21 protein-coding genes and 1 pseudogene are annotated in these 22,441 nt (G+C 35.0%); 18 read left to right on the forward strand and 4 right to left on the reverse strand.

Annotated elements, in window-relative coordinates:
• Window positions 1-621 precede the first annotated feature (621 nt).
• The 5 genes from I7822_RS30355 (at window position 622) to I7822_RS26945 (ending at window position 4,689) form a co-directional block, all read left to right on the forward strand.
• Entirely contained in the window at window positions 622-756 is a 135-nt protein-coding gene (locus I7822_RS30355) for a hypothetical protein (RefSeq protein ID WP_279382024.1), read from the forward strand.
• Window positions 757-1,177: 421 nt separating this feature from the next.
• Window positions 1,178-1,813 carry an FMN-dependent NADH-azoreductase gene (locus tag I7822_RS26930; protein WP_207982138.1) on the forward strand — a complete coding sequence of 212 codons (636 nt, stop codon included), beginning with the start codon at window positions 1,178-1,180 and terminating at the stop codon, window positions 1,811-1,813.
• A gap of 326 nt (window positions 1,814-2,139) precedes the next feature.
• Window positions 2,140-3,438 (forward strand): phytoene desaturase family protein, encoded by a 1,299-nt coding sequence (locus I7822_RS26935; RefSeq protein WP_207982139.1) that lies wholly within the window; start codon window positions 2,140-2,142, stop codon window positions 3,436-3,438.
• A gap of 14 nt (window positions 3,439-3,452) precedes the next feature.
• Window positions 3,453-4,340 carry an RNA polymerase sigma-70 factor gene (locus tag I7822_RS26940; RefSeq protein ID WP_207982140.1) on the forward strand — a complete coding sequence of 296 codons (888 nt, stop codon included), beginning with the start codon at window positions 3,453-3,455 and terminating at the stop codon, window positions 4,338-4,340.
• Window positions 4,341-4,497: 157 nt separating this feature from the next.
• Window positions 4,498-4,689, forward strand: coding sequence for a YbxH family protein (locus tag I7822_RS26945; RefSeq protein WP_207982141.1), 192 nt, complete (start codon window positions 4,498-4,500; stop codon window positions 4,687-4,689).
• Window positions 4,690-5,298: 609 nt separating this feature from the next.
• Here I7822_RS26945 and I7822_RS26950 read toward each other — a convergent pair.
• Both I7822_RS26950 and I7822_RS26955 read right to left on the reverse strand, forming a co-directional pair.
• On the reverse strand, window positions 5,299-5,994 hold the full coding sequence (locus I7822_RS26950) for an LrgB family protein (RefSeq protein WP_207982142.1): 696 nt from the start codon (window positions 5,992-5,994) through the stop codon (window positions 5,299-5,301).
• The gene (locus I7822_RS26955; RefSeq protein ID WP_207982143.1) at window positions 5,991-6,359 is read right to left on the reverse strand and encodes a CidA/LrgA family protein; all 369 of its coding nucleotides are present in this window, start codon (window positions 6,357-6,359) and stop codon (window positions 5,991-5,993) included. The genes I7822_RS26950 and I7822_RS26955 overlap by 4 nt, the downstream gene beginning before the upstream one ends.
• A gap of 157 nt (window positions 6,360-6,516) precedes the next feature.
• Between I7822_RS26955 and I7822_RS30060 the strand changes: the two genes are divergently transcribed.
• Complete coding sequence (locus tag I7822_RS30060; protein WP_307847898.1) at window positions 6,517-6,636, forward strand: DUF402 domain-containing protein; 120 nt, start codon at window positions 6,517-6,519, stop codon at window positions 6,634-6,636.
• Window positions 6,637-6,869: 233 nt separating this feature from the next.
• Here I7822_RS30060 and I7822_RS26965 read toward each other — a convergent pair whose 3' ends face one another.
• Window positions 6,870-7,097 carry a hypothetical protein gene (locus tag I7822_RS26965; protein ID WP_207982144.1) on the reverse strand — a complete coding sequence of 76 codons (228 nt, stop codon included), beginning with the start codon at window positions 7,095-7,097 and terminating at the stop codon, window positions 6,870-6,872.
• 398 nt (window positions 7,098-7,495) lie between these two features.
• Between I7822_RS26965 and I7822_RS26970 the strand changes: the two genes are divergently transcribed.
• From I7822_RS26970 to pckA, 5 genes and pseudogenes are all read left to right on the forward strand, one after another.
• Window positions 7,496-8,839, forward strand: a complete 1,344-nt coding sequence (locus tag I7822_RS26970) for a 2-hydroxycarboxylate transporter family protein (RefSeq protein WP_207982145.1) — start codon at window positions 7,496-7,498, stop codon at window positions 8,837-8,839.
• Window positions 8,840-9,128: 289 nt separating this feature from the next.
• Window positions 9,129-9,311, forward strand: coding sequence for a YolD-like family protein (locus I7822_RS26975; protein WP_207982146.1), 183 nt, complete (start codon window positions 9,129-9,131; stop codon window positions 9,309-9,311).
• Between the two features lie 124 nt (window positions 9,312-9,435).
• Window positions 9,436-9,651, forward strand: a pseudogene (locus tag I7822_RS26980) (acetate kinase); the annotation flags it as partial.
• 344 nt (window positions 9,652-9,995) lie between these two features.
• Window positions 9,996-11,024, forward strand: a complete 1,029-nt coding sequence (locus I7822_RS26985; RefSeq protein WP_207982147.1) for a glyceraldehyde-3-phosphate dehydrogenase — start codon at window positions 9,996-9,998, stop codon at window positions 11,022-11,024.
• Between the two features lie 310 nt (window positions 11,025-11,334).
• Window positions 11,335-12,921: a phosphoenolpyruvate carboxykinase (ATP) gene (pckA, locus tag I7822_RS26990; protein WP_207982148.1), complete on the forward strand. Its 1,587-nt coding sequence runs from the start codon at window positions 11,335-11,337 to the stop codon at window positions 12,919-12,921.
• A gap of 444 nt (window positions 12,922-13,365) precedes the next feature.
• Here the strand turns inward: pckA and I7822_RS26995 are convergent, their stop codons facing one another.
• On the reverse strand, window positions 13,366-14,232 hold the full coding sequence (locus I7822_RS26995) for a LysR family transcriptional regulator (RefSeq protein ID WP_207982149.1): 867 nt from the start codon (window positions 14,230-14,232) through the stop codon (window positions 13,366-13,368).
• 547 nt (window positions 14,233-14,779) lie between these two features.
• Between I7822_RS26995 and I7822_RS27000 the strand changes: the two genes are divergently transcribed.
• From I7822_RS27000 to I7822_RS27030, 7 genes are all read left to right on the forward strand, one after another.
• Window positions 14,780-15,982, forward strand: a complete 1,203-nt coding sequence (locus I7822_RS27000) for a PAS domain S-box protein (protein ID WP_207982150.1) — start codon at window positions 14,780-14,782, stop codon at window positions 15,980-15,982.
• A 108-nt stretch (window positions 15,983-16,090) separates the two neighbouring features.
• Window positions 16,091-16,438 carry an ATP-binding protein gene (locus I7822_RS27005; RefSeq protein ID WP_307847901.1) on the forward strand — a complete coding sequence of 116 codons (348 nt, stop codon included), beginning with the start codon at window positions 16,091-16,093 and terminating at the stop codon, window positions 16,436-16,438.
• Window positions 16,439-16,577: 139 nt separating this feature from the next.
• Entirely contained in the window at window positions 16,578-17,129 is a 552-nt protein-coding gene (locus tag I7822_RS27010) for a hypothetical protein (RefSeq protein ID WP_207982152.1), read from the forward strand.
• 168 nt (window positions 17,130-17,297) lie between these two features.
• On the forward strand, window positions 17,298-18,137 hold the full coding sequence (gene pdxK / locus I7822_RS27015) for a pyridoxine/pyridoxal/pyridoxamine kinase (RefSeq protein ID WP_207982153.1): 840 nt from the start codon (window positions 17,298-17,300) through the stop codon (window positions 18,135-18,137).
• Window positions 18,138-18,480: 343 nt separating this feature from the next.
• On the forward strand, window positions 18,481-20,181 hold the full coding sequence (locus I7822_RS27020) for a molecular chaperone HscC (protein ID WP_207982154.1): 1,701 nt from the start codon (window positions 18,481-18,483) through the stop codon (window positions 20,179-20,181).
• On the forward strand, window positions 20,181-21,683 hold the full coding sequence (locus tag I7822_RS27025) for a J domain-containing protein (RefSeq protein ID WP_207982155.1): 1,503 nt from the start codon (window positions 20,181-20,183) through the stop codon (window positions 21,681-21,683). Before I7822_RS27020 ends, I7822_RS27025 begins: the two co-directional genes overlap by 1 nt.
• A gap of 14 nt (window positions 21,684-21,697) precedes the next feature.
• Window positions 21,698-22,345, forward strand: coding sequence for a DUF1266 domain-containing protein (locus I7822_RS27030; protein ID WP_207982156.1), 648 nt, complete (start codon window positions 21,698-21,700; stop codon window positions 22,343-22,345).
• Window positions 22,346-22,441: the final 96 nt, after the last annotated feature.

Genomic DNA, 22,441 nt, shown 5'->3' on the forward strand with positions numbered 1-22,441 from the left:
TTAGTTGAAAATGTTATTTTACTCATGTTGTCCCCTAATCCCCATTATCTTGAAATTAAAGTATATAAAAAAATACCTATAGATGAAACACTCTTTTATAAGTGTCCTTTCTATAGGTACCATATTATTTGGAACCTACTCTTTTTTCTGTCTAAATCAAACTTTACTATTTCGATTATCTTACCTTGTGAACTTCTATAGTTATGTTTTATGTAATCTAAAATGGAATAAATCTTCACATAGAAACCTAAACAAATGATAATTTAAATGATTAGGAATATCGGACCCCATTTTGGATAAACTTATATCAAATATAAAAATTAGAAAGTTCAACCCTCAAGATTTTAAATAATGCAAATAGAAAAATGCAAACTTAACAAACCACAAATACAATATCTCAATAAGTAGAATGATTCCGGAAGTAAAATAAATCTAAGAAGATACATAAATCGCAGCAACTTTGAATAGTTGGAGTACCGTATATAGGGAAAGTCTCGCATAAGTTGCTAATATGGATAATCAGATATTAAACTTTAATATTTTTTCAAAATAAACCCTATTATTAGGAATAAGTAACTAGTAAAATGATGAATACAATACTTTGGATGGGGGTGAAATGACATGGAAAGTAAACCACTACATTATGATGGAAGCATTCAAAATGTTGATGTTATTGAAAGTGAAGCAAATGAAGCATTTGAATTAACTGATGAAATGAGAAAAAATATAAGTGGAAATCCTTATATTAGTCACTAAATGAATTAATACTACATAAAAAGGGGTGGTACTTTAAAAAGTACATCCCTTTTTTTATGGGCAGTTTTCTAAGAGATTGTTGCTTTAAAAACAAAAACTAATTCATATGATTAGAGATGAAGTGCGAGACTCCTGCATGAGCAGCGGGACAGGTGAGACTTATACAGAGGCGAATACTCTGAGGAGGCTCACTGCCCGCTCGCGGAAAGCGTGCATCTCTCGCTTCAATCAACCAGAACGCATTACTTGGTAAATAGCAACAAAGTTTGCGAAAACAGCTTTTATAAAAACAGTTACTATGTGTTTGCATTCTTATAAAAATTTAGCTCGGAATAAATATACTTCAATTGAAGATAAAGTATATATTCTTATTTATCTACACAAACTAGAATGCACAAATTAGAAAGAAAGGGAGTACAAAATGACAAAAATATTGTACATAACAGCTCATCCACATGATGACACGCAGTCTTACAGTATGGCTGTTGGAAAGGCTTTTATTGATGCTTACAAAGAAGCAAACCCAAACGATGAGATAGTAAATGTTGATCTCTATAAAGAGAATATTCCTCAAATTGATGTCGATGTTTTTAGTGGTTGGGGTAAACTTCAATCTGGAAAGGGATTTGATGAGCTTTCATCAGATGAGAAAGCAAAAGTAAGTAGACTATCTGAACTATGTGAACAATTTATTTCTGCTGACAAATATGTTTTTGTTTCACCTTTGTGGAATTTTTCTTTCCCACCAGTACTGAAGGCGTATATTGATTCAGTATCGGTTGCGGGCAAAACATTTAAATATACAGAACAAGGACCAGTTGGTCTATTAACTGATAAAAAGGCTCTCCATATACAAGCTCGAGGAGGAATTTATTCCGAAGGACCTGCAGCTGAAATGGAAATGGGTCACCGCTATTTAAATATTATCATGCAATTCTATGGAGTACCTTCATTTGAAGGCTTATTCGTTGAAGGTCATGCTGCAATGCCTGATAAAGCAGAAGAAATTAAAGCAAACGCAATTGCACGAGCTAAAGATATTGCCCATACTTTTTAGAATGACTAAGGGAGCCAACAAATGTTGGCTTTTTTATATCGGTTATTGTGGAAATCATTTCTATCTACAATAGCTCTATTCCCTTTATCTAGGTAATTATTTGGAAGCTGTTGGAGATTTAAGAATTTCATAAAAACATAGTAAGTTCAATCATTTGAAGAATTGTAATTGTAAAAAAAAATTCACATGTTATTTAAAGGGATACGATTTCCAATCAGAGAATGTAAACTATAGAGTAATGAACGAAAGATTATCAATTGCCATGATTTTGTGTCACAAAATCATTTAGCAAATCGTCCTGTTTGGTAAACAGGAGGTTGATCATAATGGGATATTCGTTGGAAAATACAGTGGGTAAAACATGGGACTGTGTTGTTATAGGTGGTGGTATTGCTGGACTTACTGCTGCTAATTTTATCGCTCAATCTGGAAAATCCGTTTTATTGCTAGAAAAGTCGAACAAGTACGGGGGCCGAGCCATTACGGAAGAAAAGAAAGGTGCGCTTTTAAATTTGGGGCCGCATGCTCTGTATTCAAAAGGGAATAGTTTGGAAATATTGACTGAACTGGGCATCGATCTTAAGGGTGCTAGCCCGTCTTTACATGGTGATGTCTTTTACCAGAGTAAAAGTTATGATGCACCAATTAGTCCCTTAAAACTTTTGAAAAGCCGTTTATTTAACTGGAGCGAAAAAAAAGAATTAATCCGTTTTGTTACAGGTTATCAAAAAATTGATACAGCTGAACTTCAAAACACGACCTTAAATGAATGGCTACAGCTTAGCTTCAAAGCTGAACAAGTTAGAATGTTTATTCGGACATTAGCTCGTTTAGCAACTTATTGTCATGATCCTGAGTATATGAGTGCAGGTGCTGCTATAAGACAGCTCCAACTGGGAAAGGCTGTTTATTTACATGATGGGTGGCAAATGATTATTGAATCTCTTAAGGAAAGAGCTAGGTCCTTAGGGGTAGAAATGGTTTCAGGCTATTCTGTCCAACGAGTTAACGGGAAATTTCCTCAGTTGGAAGTTGTGATAAAAGAGAAAGAATCCGTTTTTGCAAAAACTGTTCTTTCAACTGCTAGTCCAAGTGATACAGCATCAATATTAGCTGAACATGAACAATCTTTAGACGTGAATTTTCTAAACGCGATGTTACCAGTTCGGGTTGCTTGTATGGACGTAGTTTTAAAGAATCTCCCTAAACCCAAAAACACATTTGCATTGAGCATGGATCAACCACTTTATTTTTCCGTCCATTCCAATACAGCTAAATTATCTCATCATAATCAATATGCAGTGATTCATGTCATGAAATATTTAGCTTGTGACAATTTACAAGATGAAATACGGGATAGAGATGAACTAGAACAATTAATGAGTCGTATGCAACCAGGGTGGGAAAAGCTTGTTGTTTATAAACGGTATCTTCCTAGGTTAATAGCTTCAAACAGTTTAGTATACGCTAATAAAAACGGGGTATATGGGAGGCCTGATCCGGTGTCACCAATTCCAGGTTTTTTTATTGCCGGGGATTGGGTTGGTTCAGTGGGCATGCTTGTTGATTGTACGTTTGCAAGTGCTAAACAAGCGGCCACCAGGATAATCAAGATATGTATATAAAGGATGTGCCAAATATGGAGGTTGAACAGTTTTATACCTTATATAAGCCCCTGCTTTTTTCGGTTGCTTATCGTATGATTGGCTCGGTAAGTGATGCAGAGGATATTGTCCATGATATTTTCATTGATATTCAAAATGTTGATCCTATAAAAATAGTAAATATCAAAGCTTATTTATGCAAAATGGTAACGAACCGTTCTATAGATCTTTTGAAATCAGCCCAGAAGAAAAGAGAAGTATACACTGGACCATGGCTTCCTGAGCCGTTAGTTATGGACAATGAAAATGATCCTATGCTCAATGTCTTACACCACGATAGAATAAATTATGCCCTTCTTACTTTAATGGAACAATTGAACCCTATTGAACGCATAATATTTATTCTAAAAGAGGCTTTTGACTTCAAATATTACGAGTTATCTAGTTTGATTGGCAAAGAGGAAGCGAATTGTCGGAAAATATTAAGTAGAGCAAAGAAGAAGTTAAATCTTAAAGATAATCTTCACTCACAACAAAGTGAACAATCCGAAAAATTAAATCAACTAGTCCATCAGTTTATTTTTGCTTCAAAAACAGGGAATATCGACCTTTTATTACAACTACTTAGCGAAGATGCCGTTCTTATTTCAGATGGTGGAGGTAAAGTTAAAGCAGCTGTCGTACCAATTGTCTCAAGCAATAGGGTTGCTCATTTTATAGTAGGTTTAGTCAGAAAATTCCTTGATCAAAAAACGAACACTGTAAAAATAATGAACATCAACGGGCAAACAGGAATTATAATTGAGGACAACATGATACCAGATAGCGTCATTTGTTTTGATTTTTCGAGTGGAGATCACATCCAGAAAATTTTTATCATTAGAAATCCTGATAAATTAAAGCATCTTAGGGTAGAGGTCTAACGCTTTCGAATCAAATGCAACTACATCATTATTTAAATGTTTTCATCTTGATTTTTCATGAAACAAAAGAATTATTGCATTCTAAGAGTTTTATAAGCACATTCGTGAAATAGTAATAGTGATATCAATAATTTAGAGTTAAGGAGTTGTTTTATAAATGGGTGCAGTGGAACGGAATGGGTATCGGTTTGAGCCCGAGTATAGTGTCATCAATCAAAAAGGCGCTATTCATGTATATAACAAAGGAGAGTTTCTAGAAGAAATAAAATTTACCTTTTCAGGAGAATTTCCTCAGCTTGAGCAAATTGAACAGCTTATTGATTCCTACTGTGATCAGCGGGAAATATAAATTTTGTTTAAACTTTTTATAAAAATTAGCATGTAACCGAAGGAGCTAAAGTCTCCTTCGGTTACATGGCTTCGTATGAAAAACAAAGAAAACAGGCGAAATTATATGAAAAATCCATACTTTATACGCTTACAAGAGAAATGTTCTCGCTAACATGAATGTTGTTTCCGTTTTCAGCGACTTTGTTTTCTTTTAGCAACACATACATAATGAAAGTAAAAGCTGAAGAGGGACGGACAAAATGGAAAAAATGATTAAATTCATCTCAAACGCATTGAAACAATATGGTAAATCAATGGATAGTTATGGAACAGCCATTATAACAGTAAAAACAAGATCTTAAAAAATGCATTGTGTATCAAATGATCCACAGCAAATTAAAAAAGAAATCTTCTATTAGAATCAGTCTTTTACAAAATCGTACACGTTATTCTCATAGAACATATAGCTTAAACATGAAAAGCAGCCTAAAGATTAATTTAGACTGCTTTTTTTATTAGCTCTGTTAAAGCTCACTGTTGTTTTTTGTTGATTGGAGCGGAATGCGTATGCATACAGCGTAAATCAACAACCACGTTTAAAAGAGCCTTTTCATTAGAAATGAACTCATCAATTAATATGGGCAAGATTGATTAAAAGCGGAATCAGCAAGCTACCCCAAGCCATCGTAATCCAAGCAGCAAAGATCATCGCAATCGTGGAAAATGTGGCTTCTTGCTCACCGTATTCCATTGCTTTTGATGTGCCAACTCCATGTGCACTCATACCTAGAGCTAAGCCTTTTGCAATTGGAGATTTTATCGATAACCATTTAATTTCAAACGGGCCAATTATACCACCGATAATTCCAGTTAGGATAACAAAAATCGTTGTTAAGGTTGGTAAACCACCGATTTCTTTAGATACTTCAATTGCTATCGGGGTAGTAATAGATCTTGGTAGGATACTAATAATAAATTCAGGATTTAAATTAAGCAACATTGACAAAGCGAAGGATGAGAAGATCGCAACTAATGTTCCCACAGTTACACTTAAAATAATATTTCCAATATATTTTTTCACTAAGTGAAAATGTTTGTAAATCGGGATTGCAAAAGCTACTGTTGCAGGTCCTAACATATGTGTAATCCATTTAGACCCTTGTGTATAATGATCAGCTGGAATATGAAATAAGTAGATTAAAACGATTATGAAAATAGGACAAATTAATAACGGGTGGAAAAGTGGAAAAGCCCATTTTTTATAACTGAATTTTGTAAGTTTGTATATTATAAACGTGATAGTCGTAAATAAAAGAACACTCATCCTGATACACGACCTTTTCTCTTATGAATAAAATCAGATGTATAAGCAGTCGCTGCCATAACAATGAAGGTACTTAAGCCAATTAACAAGACAGTTTCAATTCCTTGCCAACTTAATATCTCATCATAATTAACAATTCCTACTGCAGATGGAATGAAGAAAAGAAGTAATTCTGCCAATAACCAGTTGCCGCCTTTTTCAATCCATTCGAGTTTCACGATTTTAAAAAACAACGCTCCTAAAAGGAAAACCAATCCAATCATTGAGGCAGGGAGAGGGATGGAAGTAAATGCCTTCACACTCGCACCAATAAAAAGAAATAAATGGATAAATAAAATTTGTAAAATAATGGTGATGATTTTCATATATAAAATCCTTCCTTTACTGAGGAAGGAGCATAGTATAGCTCCTTTACATAACCAGTGATTTGTTGTTAATAAACATAGTACTATGCTTTTTGCTATTCGTATAATACATAAATTTTATTACACACATAACTTTTAGTTATGATGGTATATAGATATTTGCCATAGAAATGAAGTAGAAAAAGATACTCCTTGGATGGATGATTTATATTTAGATATTATTTTATTACCTTCTGAAGAAGTATCTAAAAAAGATGCTGATCAGCTGCTCGAATAGGCTTTATTAAAGGGAATTATTGTTTAACAAGAAGGAACAACAACAATTTATAATAGGCCATAACCAAACTAAGGCATAAAAAAGACCCCCAAACCAAAAGGTTCGAGAGCCTTGAAACTTGTATATTCATAACAGAGGGAATAGTTAATCTAGTAGTATTGAATTAATACGTGAATTGTATCTTCAATTAGCTTATTAAGTTCATTGGCTTGGTGAGTTTTTATTGACTTACCTTATTGTGCATTGACCTGATTATTAACTGAATTCAACTTATTTATTGAAGTATTTTTATTCCCTTTATTTAATGATTCAATAGCACTACCAAGATTAGCTGATACAGAAAGATACATATTATTTGCTAAGGATTTTATCGAATAAGTACCCATCTTCAAAAGTGTCAATTCAAAATATGGTGCCTCAACATATGTTGCAGTAATAGTTAATGTATTATCAGGTTGCACTTCAAGATGATTCCTTTGTTTCCCCAGTATAAGTACCATCATGTAATTGAATTAGTTGCCTTTCATATTTATTACCTTCACGTAAATTCCCCATAATCCTCCTAGTTCCTTTTTTCACTAACTTCTCCGTAAGATATCCTGTAGAAAGTTAAATTTCACCTTTGATAAATAAAAAGGCTCCTCATATGGAGGAGGCGGAAAATAAACGATGGTCTTTCCACCAACAATACTTTCAGATAAAACAATTACGAAGTTTCCTTTTGAAAATAGAGTCGTAAATCGCATTTAACATAAAATTAATTTTTTTAATTACAAAATGTCTTTAAAAAGTTACAAAATCTATGAAGTTTTATAAAAATCAATAATATTAAGTTAATAAAGGAACAGGAGGTCATTATATGAATACAGCGGAAAAATTGCAAACGCTTCCGATTGTTGGAGAGAAAGTGGAAAATAAATCTCTTTTTATGAAACTTAAAGAGTTGAAAGTAGGAGTTATTCCTTTACCTCTTTATGTAGCATTAGCACTTATTATTTATGGAGCATCTGTATATAATCAGCTCCCACCTGATATGATTGGCGGTTTTGCTGTCATCATGATTATGGGAATTTTACTTGGGGATCTCGGATTAAAAATTCCTATATTGAAGGATATTGGCGGCCCTGCAATACTAGCACTCTTAATTCCTTCTATTATGGTATTTTATAATTTGATTAATCCGGCTGCAATGGAAGCGGTAACAACCTTGATGAAAACATCTAATTTCCTTTATCTGTATATATCTTGTTTAGTTGCAGGAAGTATCCTTGGAATGAACCGAAAAGTCTTAGTACAAGGGTTTACTCGAATGTTTATTCCACTCGTATTAGGAACACTTGCTGCAATAGTAGCAGGAGTTTTAGTTGGATCATTGTTTGGGTATGACATGAAACATACATTTTTCTATATTGTCGTACCAATTATTGGCGGTGGAATTGGAGAGGGAATCTTACCGCTTTCCCTAGCATACTCGCAAATTTTAGGTTCATCTGCTGAAAGCTTTGTATCCCAAATGATTCCTGCTGCTGTCATTGGAAATATTGTTGCGATTATTTGTGCAGGTTTAATGAAACGTCTAGGGGAGAAAAGACCTGAACTAACTGGAAATGGTGTATTAGTGAAAGCAAAAGGCGGCGATGGGATTTCACAGGAAACAAATATAAATAAACCTGTTGATTTCTCGCTAATGGGTGCCGGATTATTAATTGCCTGCAGTTTCTTCATCTTTGGCAGTCTCGCGCATAAATTCCTTGGAATTCCTGGTCCTGTACTCATGATTGTAGCTGCAACACTGGTAAAATGTTTGAAAGTGATGCCTGCAAAAATGGAACAAGGAGCCTATCATTTATATAAGTTTGTTTCAACAAGTTTAACATGGCCACTTATGGTTGGGTTAGGTATCCTCTTTATCCCATTAGAAGATGTAGTGAAAATTGTAACGCCGGTCTATGTAGTCATTTGTTCTGTCGTTGTTATTGCCATGGTAGGGACGGGGTATATTGTTGGGAAAATGATGAATATGTTTCCTGTCGATTCGGCGATTGTAACAGGCTGTCACAGCGGACTAGGCGGAACAGGTGATGTAGCTATTTTATCAGCGTCCAACCGTATGTCATTAATGCCGTTTGCACAAGTTGCAACAAGACTTGGCGGTGCTGCCACTGTTATATTAGCAACATTGTTAATGAAATTATTAAGTTAAAAACTCTGTTAAAGAGTACTAACTATCAATAGTGTAGTGGAAAAATCAAAAGGCACCTAGTAGCATTAGTTGAAGAAAAAGTACTGATATTGTATAAAACTTTAATCACAACTTAACAGTTCATGAAAGCCTTCACATTAAGTTGTGAACTGATAACATTAATGTAAGTGTTTACCGATTTCTACTATTATAAATAAGAGTCCATTAAACCAAACGTAGAATGCTCTTCCTGGTCAATCAATTATTATATTTATTCATATAGACAATTAGTAAGATAGGCGGTAAAAAGATGTTTTTAAAAGAATTAACTAAAAATTGCTTTATCACTATTACTTATTTTCAGAACGGTTCTTTTGAAACATGCAAGGGTCGTGTCTGTAAACTTGATTTACATCAACAAACTCTCACTTTAAAGGATGAACAACAAAAGGTTTTCTCCATTTATTTATCTAGTATTAAGGAGATACATTAATTGATAGAAAAATAGATTGTTTCATTTTTTAAAATCAGCTCTAAGCTACCACTCAAAACCCCTTGCTAGATAATCGAAGGGTTTCCTAAACAAAGTGGCTTAGATAAAAGGAGCCGTAAACATAATGTCAAAAATGATTGCAATTAATGCAGGTAGCTCCTCTTTGAAATTCCAATTATTTGAAATGCCAAATGAAAAAGTACTAACAGCTGGGTTAGTAGAACGTATCGGTTTAGATAAGGGAGTATTCACTATCTTAGTGAATGGGGAAAATCTATGTATTATTGAATCGTTAAATGAAATTGAAGGAATCGGTCATCGTGTTGTACATGGTGGTGAAAAATAATGATTTTTAGCATACCTTACCCAATGGAGAATGGAGGACAGTAGATGATGATTCATTTACCGTTCAATAAGCAGGAAAGATGAGAGGGTTATTGATAAAGAGATGGACAGTTCTATCTATTGTCGTCTATCCAAGGGGTGGAGGCAAGTTTTGCTATAGGATTGGGTCAGTGCTCGAATAAAGATACAATTAAAGCGCATTTTTAGTGGGTTGGTGTGCTATAGAATGATTTATTTTATAAAAAAAACAAATATGTGATGAATATATTTTTAAATATGATATACTAATTATAGATTAATAGAAATATAGTATAACTCAATTAAGGGGGATTTATTAGTATGATTAGTGTTGCTATTAACGGGTTTGGCCGTATTGGAAGAATGGTATTTCGTCAAGCGATAAAAGAAAGCTCATTTCAGGTTGTAGCGATTAATGCGAGCTATCCGGCAGACACGTTAGCACACCTTATTAAGTATGACACCGTACACGGGAAGTTTGACGGTACAATAGAAGTTTTGCAAAATCACTTATTGGTGGATGGTAAGTTGGTTCAGCTTCTTAATCATCGTAATCCGCAAGAGCTTCCCTGGAAGGAACTAGGCATAGATGTTGTGATTGAAGCAACTGGAAAATTTAATGCAAAAGAACAAGCAAGTCTGCACCTAGAAGCAGGGGCAAAGAAGGTCATTTTAACAGCTCCAGGTAAAAATGAAGATGTTACTATTGTGGTTGGTGTAAATGACAGGCAATTAGATATTACAAAACACGATGTTATTTCTAATGCCTCCTGTACAACCAATTGTCTTGCTCCAGTCGTAAAGGTGTTAGATGAAAAATTCGGCATTGAGAACGGCTTAATGACCACGGTACATGCATATACAAATGACCAAAATAATATCGATAATCCACATAAGGATTTACGTAGAGCACGAGCTTGCGCACAATCCATTATTCCGACTACAACAGGTGCTGCTAAGGCATTAGCAAAGGTACTACCACATTTATCTGGCAAATTGCATGGTATGGCCCTACGAGTTCCTACTCCAAATGTATCGCTTGTAGACCTTGTAGTAGACGTAAATTGTGATGTGACAGTGGAACAAATTAATAATGCCTTCCAAACTGCGGCGAATGGATCATTGAAGGGTATTATAGAATTCTGTAATGCACCGCTTGTGTCTGTAGATTTTAATACAAATCCAAATTCAGCTATTATTGATGGTTTATCTACAATCGTTATGGGAACCCGTAAGGTCAAGGTTCTTGCTTGGTATGATAACGAGTGGGGCTACTCCTGCCGCGTAGTAGATCTCGTAAAGCTAGTAGCAGATCGGTATGCTAGCCGGAAAGATATGCAACATATTTAAATACCAATATAATTCAAGTCATTATTTTTCCAATACCAAAAATAAACCCTGAGAGAAATTTAGTTGAAGATTAGATAACTTAGGAAGAAGACACTGCCCATTTATTTCTTTAAAAGGTGTAGCGCCTGATGAATAATAAGATTTTGGTGATCCGTGGTCAGAAGACTTCTGAAATGCTTAAGTTCATCTTTTCTACGAGAATTCGCAAATTATACCTCTATAAATAGTGTACATTATTTAAGTTAATCTGTTATACCGTTTATAAGAGATAGAGAAGTTTTCATAAAAAAGACAAAAGGATGGTATGTATATGAGTACTGTGAACGTTCAAATTGAATTAAACGAGTTATTAAATGGAAGCAATGCACAAGTTCAATTAAGTGTTCCGCAGCTAGTCGGAAAAGTAGTAAAGAGAGAAGAAGGAAAATTAACTACTACCGGGGCTGTTTCCGTTTCAACAGGTAAATACACAGGACGTTCTCCTAAAGATAAATTCATTGTGAAAGAAGCATCCACTGAAGATAAAATTGATTGGGGCACTGTAAACCAACCAATTTCCCAACAGCATTTTGATAATCTGTACATAAGGGTATTAGAATACTTAAAAGAAAAAGAAGAAATCTTCGTATTTAAAGGCTTTGCCGGAGCGGATCACAGCTACCGTCTTCCAATTCAAGTTATAAATGAATACGCTTGGCATAACTTATTTGCACATCAATTGTTTATTCGTCCGACAGAGATTGAACTTCCTAAACACGATGCACAATTTACAATCGTTTCTGCTCCAACATTCAAAGCAAATCCAATTCTTGACGGTACAAATTCTGAAGCGTTCATCATCGTTTCTTTTGAAAAGCGTATTGTACTAATCGGCGGTACTGAGTATGCAGGTGAAATGAAGAAATCCATTTTCTCTATTATGAACTACTTGTTGCCAGAACAAGATATTCTATCCATGCACTGTTCTGCAAACGTAGGTGAAGAGGGCGATGTGGCATTGTTCTTCGGTTTATCCGGAACAGGAAAGACAACCCTATCTGCAGATCCAAACCGCATGCTAATCGGTGATGATGAGCACGGCTGGTCTGATAACGGCGTGTTTAATATTGAAGGCGGCTGTTATGCAAAAACCGTGAACCTATCTCGGGAGAAGGAACCTCAAATCTTTAAAGCGATTACATTCGGTTCTGTATTAGAAAATGTTATGATTGACGAGAATACTAGTCTTGCGAATTACAACGATGTATCCCTAACTGAAAATACACGTGCTGCGTATCCAATTGACGCAATAGATAATATCATGCTTCCAAGCGTTGGCGGACACCCAAATACAATTGTGTTCTTAACAGCAGATGCATTCGGCGTATTGCCTCCAATCAGCAAGTTATCCAAAGAACAAGCCATGTACCATTTCTTAAGTGGATACACAAGTAAGCTAGCAGGAACAGAGCGGGGTATTACATCTCCGCAAGTAACGTTTTCCACATGCTTCGGTTCTCCATTCTTACCGCTTAACGCATCTCGATATGCAGAAATGCTTGGAGAAAAAATTGAAAAGCACAATGCAAACGTATTTTTAGTGAACACAGGCTGGACTGGTGGCGAATATGGCGTAGGTCAACGTATGAATCTATCCTACACACGCGCAATGGTGCAAGCAGCCCTTAACGGCGAATTAGACAACGCGGAAACTGGAAAGAATGACATCTTTGGTCTTGAAATTCCGCTCCATGTTCCAGGTGTTCCGGATGACGTATTAATACCAGAAAAAACTTGGGCTGACAAAGAATCTTATAAAGCAAAAGCATTAGATCTTGCCGGCAAGTTCAAAGAAAACTTCAAAAAGTTCACAAGCGTTTCTGAAGAGATTGTAGAGCTGGGTGGACCTTTGGTATAACGAAAAGCGGAGCTGTCTATTCAGTTCTAAAGGAGATAAAGCACAAAAGGGGCGTCCTAAAGTCGAATATTCGACTTATTGGACACCCCTATTATTCGTTAATATTTATAAAACAGAAAGCAGATTAGTACTGTTGAAACTAAAATTTCATATCTACCTTGTGATAAATTTGGAAGTTTAATTGTTAACTTTTTTGATTTATTGCTATTTATAACTCCATAATCAATAAAATCATGTACCTTTTCATTCATGATTATTTTTGACTGTTTGTAATTTACGAAAAAATACTTTAAATGTGTAAAAATCTTCAATTTTATAATCAACAACTAATTCAATTGAAGCACAAACATCAAAGCTTTCTGTTAATGTTAATGGTACCTAATTTAATCTAAAAAGTACTGGGAACAAGGTCAATCAAGAAATGATTTCGTTGTATGATGAAGATTAAAGGAAAAATTCAATAAATGTTCTCGCCGCATAAGAAATATACTTGTTCTTCTTTGTAATAACAGCTAAATTCCATGGTGTAACAGGTTCCAATTTAATAATTTTAACTTGCTTGTTCTCAACTCGATTACAAATGGATTCAGGTAAGATCGTCACCCCTAGATTTGCTCCAACCATTTCAGACATAAAATCCCATTGCGAACTTTTAAATAGTATTTTAGGCTCAAATCCTTCAGCAATGAATTTCTTCCACATAATATCATGCAGTGCAAAGTCCTCATGATAGAAAATAAATTCTTCATTCTTTAATTCATGTAAGTGGATAACATCACGGTTTGCTAGACTATGGTTATGATGGATTAATAATTTCATTTCATCCTCGACAATTGGATAGATGTTAAATTCGTTTTCATCAACTGGAAGTACAGCCACCCCAAGCTCGAATTCACTTTCCTCAACACCTTTAACAACCTTAGCAGCTCCATATTCTGTAATGTTAATTGAAATATTTGGATACCTTTGATGGAATTCTGCCATGACACTTGGAAAGTAGAGACTCCCAATAATTGGGGGTAATCCAATGCTAATCGAACCTCTTTTTAAACTTGTCAAATCATTTAACGTAATCGACATTTCATCGATTTGTGATAACACTTTTTGGGCATATTCCATCACAACGAAACCACCATCTGTTAGCTCACTCGTTTTATTAGTACGGATAATGAGTGTCATATCTAATTCTTCTTCAAGACTTTTGATCATTTTACTTAATGCTGGTTGTGAGATATGTAATGCTTCAGACGCTTTAGTGATGCTTTTATGTTTAGCAACCTCAAGAAAATAGGTTAATTGCCGTAGCTCCAATAAATACACCTCCAATTTTAATATTTCAATTAACATTGCCTTCAAATGGCATGGTCCATCCTATTATAAAATATTTTTCTCAAATGACAATTTATTAAGGTCGTTATAGGACAACTATGTGAGGAAAGCTTGGATAATTCAGCATTTACTCATATTAAAGAAATGTCAATCGAATAAGAAGTTTTATATAAAAATAAGGCTCTGTTAAACTTGGTTGTTGATTTCCGCTGCAGGCGTTCGCTTTCCGAGGGCGGCCCGGGAGCCTCCTCGGTGCTTTGCACCTGAGTGAGCCTCCCTTGGACTTGCACTCCCGCAGGAGTCTCACGTATACGTTCCAATCAACAAAGTGTCAAAATCAACAGTAAGCTTTTAACAGAGCTAAAAATAAAAATGGTGATATGAGAAAGAAAGACACGAACTTGAAAAAGAGATAATAAAAGGATAGAAGACATCGAAGACAGGAATATGGTACTATAAATACAGTTTTAATAATGAATTAATGAAATACAAAAATCAGGTTATTTATCATAGTGTAGGAGTTAGTAAAGTGAAGTATTCAGGAAGAATTTGGTCTCTAAGTATTTTGGTTATTTCTGGAATGGTTTTTAAAATCATTTCCTACTTGAAATTTGGTTATATTCCATTATCTGAATGGTTGATTAATGCTATTTTTATCGTCCCGGTATGGTGGGTAGGATTACAAGTTGATAAGTCGAGGTATTACGCTAAGGAACTAAAGGAAAAAGAGCATGAATTGAACCAGCTTTTTAATAGTGTGGATGCAGTTATTTTCTCATATGATCTGCGTACCGATCATATGATGGTTTCTTCAAAAGTGAAGCAATTATATGGTTATTCAGCAGATGAATTTAAACAAAATTTCCAATTATGGAAAGAAGTTGTTTATCAGGAAGATCTTGAACAAGTCCTTGAGTTTGAACGAGCGATTTTAGCAGGAAAAGGTGGAATGAGAGAATATCGCATTTTACTTCCAAACGGTGAAGTGAAATGGATTCAAAAACGGATTACACCCATTTTCGATTCAAAAAGGAACCTCATAAAAATAAATGGAATCGATATCGATATTAATGAACGGAAAAAAATAGGGGATTTACTTCATTATACCCAAGAACAAAATCGTAAACTACTAGTAAAGCGTTTAGAAGAAACCGAACAACGATATAAATCTTTATTTGAACATAATTCTGAAGCGATTTTTACTTTTTGTCTAGAACGACATTTAATCGATGCAAATAAAGCTGCTGAAAATTTACTAGGTTATAGTTTGGAAGAACTCAAACATATGAATTGGGAGTCAATCATTGTACCAGAAGACAATGATAAGTATATGAAGTATTTTAAAAGTGTAAACCGAAATGAAACAAGGGAAATGACCCTATCACTGATCAACAAAGATGGAAGTAAACGTATCGTTCAGATGAAAATGCTTCCTATCATTACAGATAATGAATTTAACGGGATATTTGAAATTGCAAAAGACATCACTGATGCAAAATTAGCAGAGGAAATGATCAGAAGGTCTGATAAGCTATCAGCAGTTGGTCAACTTGCTGCAGGAGTTGCCCATGAAATCCGAAATCCTTTGACTACGCTTAGAGGTTTTATCCAATTTTTAAAACAAGATATTGATAAAAACTATATTGAGATCATGTTAACTGAATTAGATCGTATAAACATGATCGTTAGTGAATTTCTCATTCTTTCTAAGCCACAAGGAATTAACTATTAATTAATCGATATTAGGATTATCGTACAAACAATTGTTTCGCTGCTAGATACCCAGGCAAAAATAAACAATGTCCAGATTTTATCAGATTTAGATGTAGATCATTCGCTCATTACAGGTGAACCGAATCAACTAAAACAAGTGATTATTAATCTCTTGAAAAATTCTATTGAAGCAATGCCAAATGGAGGAGAAATAACGGTAAACCTTAAGCGAACGGCTCCTAATGCTTTGAGTATCATTATTCTAGATCAAGGTATCGGTATACCCACAGAGCAAATTCAAAAACTAGGGGAACCCTTTTTCACAACAAAAGAGGAAGGTACAGGACTTGGATTAATGGTATGCTTTAAAATTATTGAAAATCATGGGGGCACGATTAATATTTCAAGTGAACCAAATAAAGGTACATCTGTTGAAGTATCTTTACCAATTAACATAGATAATGTAAAGATTTAATTAAGATAAAAACATCCGGTTGCTAAACTGGATGTTTTTATGTCTTTAAAACGAGTGTAGTTTTCAACCACCTTTACACCGGGTTGTCTTTGGGGTTAAATGGTTTTATTAGTAAAAAATCAGTAGAAGGAGAGAAGAAATGAATTCTACCATTCAAGCCTACTTCGAAAACTTACAATCCCCAGATAAAAATGCTCAATACGATGCTTTCAATCAAATTATCGCTGCAACTACACAAAAGGTAGATTGGGCTTATGATGTATGGAATCAATTGAAGAAGGATTTGATACATCCAGATAACCATCAAAGATCTAGAGCTGCACAATTCCTCTGTAACTTGGCAATAAGTGATCCCGAGGAAAGGATGCTGGAAGATTTCCCTGCAATTTGGGAAGTGACGAAAGATAAAAAATTTGTTACAGCAAGACATAGCCTGCAATCGATTTGGAAGGTAGGGCTCGCTGGTCCTGAACAAAAGGAAATGGTTTTAACAAAGCTTATGGACAGGTTTGTCAGCTGTGTAGATGAAAAAAACTACACATTGATCCGTTTTGACATCATTCAGGGCCTCAGAAACTTATTTAATGAAACAAGGGATGAAAAAATAAAGCAAATGGCTTTGGATTTAATTGATAAAGAAGAGGATTCAAAATACCAGAAAAAGTATGCAACTGTTTGGAAAAAGGCTTAAAGAAACCTTGAATTGTAGGAGCGAAATAATTAAAATCGGATGACTTCACGGGAAAATAGAGTTATCATATTTCAATGATAGGATAGTAATCACGAAACAGTATTTGCTTTGTATAAAAAATTCTTTCTATCTAAATCTTTTTTTCGTTACAACAGGGAGGCACATAACATGACAATAAAAAAAGCATTAACAATTGCTGGATCTGATACCAGTGGTGGCGCAGGAATACAAGCAGATCTAAAAACATTTCAGGAGCTTGGTGTATACGGAATGACTTCATTAACTGTCATTGCGACAATGGATCCGAAAAATCACTGGCATCATAGTGTATTTCCAATTGCAATTGATGCACTAGAGGCACAACTAGATACAGCCCTTTCAGTGGGAATTGATGCAGTGAAAACAGGTATGCTTGGCACAGTTGAAACAATTGAAACAGCAGCAAAGAGAATCAAGGAAGCTGGACTAAATAACGTAGTCATCGATCCCGTTATGGTCTGTAAAGGAGAAGACGAGGTTCTTAATCCCGAAACAGCTGACGCATTACGAGAAGTGATGGTACCACTCGCAACAGTAGTGACACCTAATCTGTTCGAAGCGAGTCAGTTAGCCAAAACAGGTCCAATCAGAACGATCGATGATATGAAGAATGCTGCTGTCAAAATAAATGAACTAGGTGCTAAATTTGTGCTGATCAAAGGCGGCAGCAAATTACAGCATGAAAATGCAGTTGATTTATTATTTGATGGCAAGGAATTTAAGCTCTATGAAAATGAACGAATTGACACGACATATATTCACGGGGCAGGCTGTACATTTTCTTCTGCGATTACAGCAGAGCTAGCAAAAGGAAAATCTGTATTAGAAGCAATTGATGTAGCAAAAGCGTTTATCACAGAAGCGATTCGTTATGGCTGGAAGCTAAATGAGTATGTTGGCCCTACAATGCACGGTGCCTATCGTTTGTATGGTGCAGGTCGTTTAGAATCAGAGCAATTTGCTAAATAAAAGAGTAAAATGACCTTTAATGTTCGTTCAAATCGAACTTCATAAGAAGCTAAAGCCTTAGTTCTTTATCCAGGAACTAGGCTTTTTTTAGTTGGAATGCAATTGTACTAGCGCAACATTTTTAATATATTCCTTGCCTTTTTTAGAAAATACTCATTCAGGTAGTTTCATGCAATACAAGTGACATTTCACCTACAATCCTCGGTAGACCTATTACTTTTTTCCTGAATTATACAGTACTGCTTGACTACATAAAATTCCTATTACAATATAAAATCATGGAATAATTTACTATTAGTAACCATATGTTGACATGGAATTTTTCAAAGTGAGGTAATAGTTGATGACAACGATCGGAATAGATTTAGGAACATCAAATAGTTTAGTTGCATTTTGGTCTGAAACTGGACCTGTAATCATCCCAAATGTTCTTGGAGAACATCTTACACCATCGATTATAAGTGTCGATGATAATGGTGAACTTTTAGTAGGACAAATTGCAAAAGAACGGTTAATTACCCATCCTCAATTAACGGTTTCTGCTTTTAAACGTTATATGGGCACTGAAAAATCCTATACATTAGGAGACTATTCATTTTCTCCAGAAGAGCTTTCTTCTTTTATTCTTCAAGCTTTGAAAGGTGATGCTGAGGCTTTTTTTGGTAGGGAAGTGACAGATGCTGTAATTAGTGTACCAGCCTATTTTAATGATGCACAGCGGAAAGCTACTAAGAAAGCTGCAGAGCTTGCAGGACTAAAGGTAGAGAGACTTATTAGTGAGCCAACAGCAGCTGCAATCGCCTATGGATTACATCAAAAAGAATCTGATACAAAATTTCTTGTGTTTGATTTAGGTGGTGGAACGTTTGACGTATCGATACTAGAGCTATTCGAAGGAATTATGGAAGTTAAATCAATTGCTGGGGATAACTTTCTAGGTGGTGAAGATTTTACTAGCTTGCTGTTTTCCTATTTTATTGAATCGCAAAAAATTGACCCTGAAGCACTTGAAGCAAGTGATCGTTCTTCATTATTTAAACAAGCTGAGATTTGCAAACGAGAACTTGGAAAAGGAAATGCAGGTAAAATGACATTCTCTTTTCAAAATAGTCAATATGAACTTACAATTGACCGACCTTTATTTGAAAAAATTTCGAGGCCATTAATCTTAAAGATGCGTCTACCAATCGAACGTGCTTTAAGAGATGCATCACTTTCTGTTGATGAAATAGATGCAGTCATATTAATTGGCGGAGCTACGAAAATGCCAATTATTAAATCAATTGTAAGTAAAATGTTCGGGCGACTTCCTTTCTCGAATATTAATCCTGATGAAGCTGTTGCCCTAGGTGCAGCAATTCAAGTAGCACTTAAAGAGAGAAATGAAGCATTACAGGAAATGATATTAACAGATGTATGTCCCTATACACTTGGAATTGAAGTTTCGAAATATAGAAGAAACGAAGAATATGAGCCTGGACATTTTCTACCAATTATTGAACGGAATACACCGATACCTGTAAGCAAGGTTGAAAGATTGTTTACATTGCATGATTTACAAACACAAATTCGAATTAGCGTGTATCAAGGAGAAAATAGATTAGTAGAAAACAATCTTAAGATAGGTGAACTAACGGTAAATGTACCACCTGCAGCAGCGGGTGATCAAGCGATCGATGTCCGATATACGTATGATCTGAACGGTTTATTAGAGGTGGAGGTTACGATTATTAGTACCGAGCAGAAGAAGAGTATGATTGTGGAACAAAATCCAGGTAATCTTTCTGAACAGGAGATTCAGGCAAGATTTGAGGAGCTTAAATCGATCAAAATTCACCCAAGAGAACGAACTGAAAATAGGCTTTTACTTGCAAAAGGTGAACGATTATATGAAGAAGCTTTGGGCGAAAGAAGAAAGAAAATATCATTTGTCATAGAGAGATTTGAACGTGTTCTCGCTTCACAAAACGAAATGGATATCAAAAAGGCAGCACACTCTTTGAAAAATGAGCTAGATTCCTTGGAAAGGTGGCAGGATTATTAATGACATCCTGGGAATTACTCGGAATTGAACCGACAGATAACCCTTCCATCATTAAAAAAGCATATGCTAAAAAATTAAAAGTCTATCATCCTGAAGATGATCCAGAAGGCTATCAAAGATTAAGAGAAGCATATGACATGATCATGAAGCATCAGAAGGAAATAGGAAGGAAGAAGAAACAGGCAGCAGAAGGACAAAACAATATTGACAAATACATGGATAACATTTTGATCCATGAGGAAAATGTTATCCAATCAGATACTGACGAATTAATCAATCCGTCTACTTTTGTTGCTGTGGACCATTTTGCTGAGAGCTTTCATAAAAAAGAGGCAATGGTGGATGAATTTATGCGTAAAGTCGAAACGCTCTATTATGATTTTCCTTCTCGTATCGTGATTGATAATTGGGCAGAGTTGTTGAACTCTGACGTCATTTGGAATCTTGAATTAAAACGAAAATTAAGCTTTTCATTACTTGATTTTTTTGTAGAGCATCATTATTTACCGAAAAATATTTGGCGGCTTCTTGAAAATAGTTTTCAATGGAGGGATGAAATACAGGCCAGTGTAAGGGCCTTTCAAGATCAGGTTTCTGATACGTTTTTCGATTATTATAAAAAACAACTAGATGACAGTCCTGGGTTTGATTATCACATATTACTGGAAGCAGAGGATATTAACTATGATTCATTTCTTCATTATCGGGAAGAAGCAATCGATGCATTAAGTACTAATAAACTTACTAAAGCCGAGGAATGTATGAAAAAGGCTTTAGATATTTTCCCTAATGATCTTGGATTATTGCGCATGTATGGAGATATAATATTTCGTACAAATCGCTTTGAAGCCGCGAGTCAAGCGTTTAATCGAAATTTGCAGCTTAATTTGAAGGATATCGAAGCACGTATTTATCTCGCTACAATCTTACATAAAACGAAGCAACTGGATGAGTCAATTGAACAGTGTGAGAAAATCCTGTCGATGAAGCCAGAACATCTAGATACACTGATTCTACAAGGGAAAAATTACTTTAGAAAAGGCGATCTCAATCGATCTAGAGAGATATTTAAGCAAATTCAAGAAATAGAACAATATGATCTTGAGGTAGAGACATATTTGGCTAGGATACATAGCATTATGTATAACGAATCCAGTAGTCAGCGCGCTAAAAATAAGCGTCCTCCTATAAAGTTAATAAAAAGAGATCTAATGGGATGTTCCATTGTCACAAAGCTTACTGCCTATTTGTTTTATCTCATAAGAATAAGAGTCATTATTTTATTCGTTCTAGCAGCAATAGTATGGAATAGTTTAGGAAATATGCTGGACTTTCACCCGATTGTGTCATCATTCTTAATACCGATTGTTCTCATCATGGGCGACATGCAACTAGATTCTTTACAAGGTTTGCAAGTAATGCTATGTGTATTTCTGTGGTACATCATACTATTCTTTATGATTAAAGAGGCAATCAGGATCCATCGGGCTGTGCGCTATTAGAAAGGAAGGTTGAAATGGCTTCATTAACTCGTAAAGAGAACAAAGCGGTTACGGATTATCTTTATGGCTTAACAACGGTTTGTTACCCTACATATTATGCCGCTGTAAACCAACGTTTCACTGACAGTAAACGATATATGAAGGGTATGTTAAAACAAAGAAATCTTGATAATACAAATCAATTGAAAATAATATTAGATTGGTTGATCTATGAAGGACGAAGAGAAGATTTTATAATATGCAGAAATGAACTATTAATGATTCCAGAATATGAGCGGGAGGACTATATTCAATCATTGAATAATGAAAAAAAAGTAAAAATGTCACTAACAAACCAGTATTATCGGAGACTTCCTGCTGAAAATATAGGTGCATTCGACTTTGCAAACTGTATTTTATTCAGTCGCTTTGGAATGAAGCTAGGCTACTTTACGAAAGAGGAAGCTAGGGACTATATGATGAAAGCAGCACTTCTCGCTCAGAACTCCTATTCAAGCTGGATGGAGTATCTTTCTGCCTATTTCGTTGGACTCCAATTTAATAATCAAGAAGATGAAGAAAAATTATCATCATATATGAAATACCGAAAGGATTTCATTTCAAAATTAATTGCATCAAAGTATAGTCCTCTTCACAAAGTGAAATGGGATATTGAAATATAAGGAAGCTTTAATTTGAACAACTATATGGCGGTGTTCCAATTGGAGATCGTCTTAATAAAGTGTGGTTTTTTACTTCAATCTCATACATTCAAAAGT

The sequence above is a fragment of the Metabacillus bambusae genome, assembly GCF_017497975.1.
In the GTDB taxonomy this organism is placed as follows: domain Bacteria; phylum Bacillota; class Bacilli; order Bacillales; family Bacillaceae; genus Metabacillus; species Metabacillus bambusae.

What these genes read in the sequence shown, in the direction of transcription:
- I7822_RS30355 (WP_279382024.1), top strand. Translation starts at nt 622, where the DNA reads ATGGAAAGTAAACCACTACATTATGATGGAAGCATTCAAAATGTTGAT.
- I7822_RS26930 (WP_207982138.1), top strand. Translation starts at nt 1,178, where the DNA reads ATGACAAAAATATTGTACATAACAGCTCATCCACATGATGACACGCAG.
- I7822_RS26935 (WP_207982139.1), top strand. Translation starts at nt 2,140, where the DNA reads ATGGGATATTCGTTGGAAAATACAGTGGGTAAAACATGGGACTGTGTT.
- I7822_RS26940 (WP_207982140.1), top strand. Translation starts at nt 3,453, where the DNA reads ATGGAGGTTGAACAGTTTTATACCTTATATAAGCCCCTGCTTTTTTCG.
- I7822_RS26945 (WP_207982141.1), top strand. Translation starts at nt 4,498, where the DNA reads ATGGGTGCAGTGGAACGGAATGGGTATCGGTTTGAGCCCGAGTATAGT.
- I7822_RS26950 (WP_207982142.1), bottom strand. Translation starts at nt 5,994, where the DNA reads ATGAGTGTTCTTTTATTTACGACTATCACGTTTATAATATACAAACTT.
- I7822_RS26955 (WP_207982143.1), bottom strand. Translation starts at nt 6,359, where the DNA reads ATGAAAATCATCACCATTATTTTACAAATTTTATTTATCCATTTATTT.
- I7822_RS26970 (WP_207982145.1), top strand. Translation starts at nt 7,496, where the DNA reads ATGAATACAGCGGAAAAATTGCAAACGCTTCCGATTGTTGGAGAGAAA.
- I7822_RS26975 (WP_207982146.1), top strand. Translation starts at nt 9,129, where the DNA reads ATGTTTTTAAAAGAATTAACTAAAAATTGCTTTATCACTATTACTTAT.
- I7822_RS26985 (WP_207982147.1), top strand. Translation starts at nt 9,996, where the DNA reads ATGATTAGTGTTGCTATTAACGGGTTTGGCCGTATTGGAAGAATGGTA.
- pckA (WP_207982148.1), top strand. Translation starts at nt 11,335, where the DNA reads ATGAGTACTGTGAACGTTCAAATTGAATTAAACGAGTTATTAAATGGA.
- I7822_RS27010 (WP_207982152.1), top strand. Translation starts at nt 16,578, where the DNA reads ATGAATTCTACCATTCAAGCCTACTTCGAAAACTTACAATCCCCAGAT.
- pdxK (WP_207982153.1), top strand. Translation starts at nt 17,298, where the DNA reads ATGACAATAAAAAAAGCATTAACAATTGCTGGATCTGATACCAGTGGT.
- I7822_RS27020 (WP_207982154.1), top strand. Translation starts at nt 18,481, where the DNA reads ATGACAACGATCGGAATAGATTTAGGAACATCAAATAGTTTAGTTGCA.
- I7822_RS27025 (WP_207982155.1), top strand. Translation starts at nt 20,181, where the DNA reads ATGACATCCTGGGAATTACTCGGAATTGAACCGACAGATAACCCTTCC.
- I7822_RS27030 (WP_207982156.1), top strand. Translation starts at nt 21,698, where the DNA reads ATGGCTTCATTAACTCGTAAAGAGAACAAAGCGGTTACGGATTATCTT.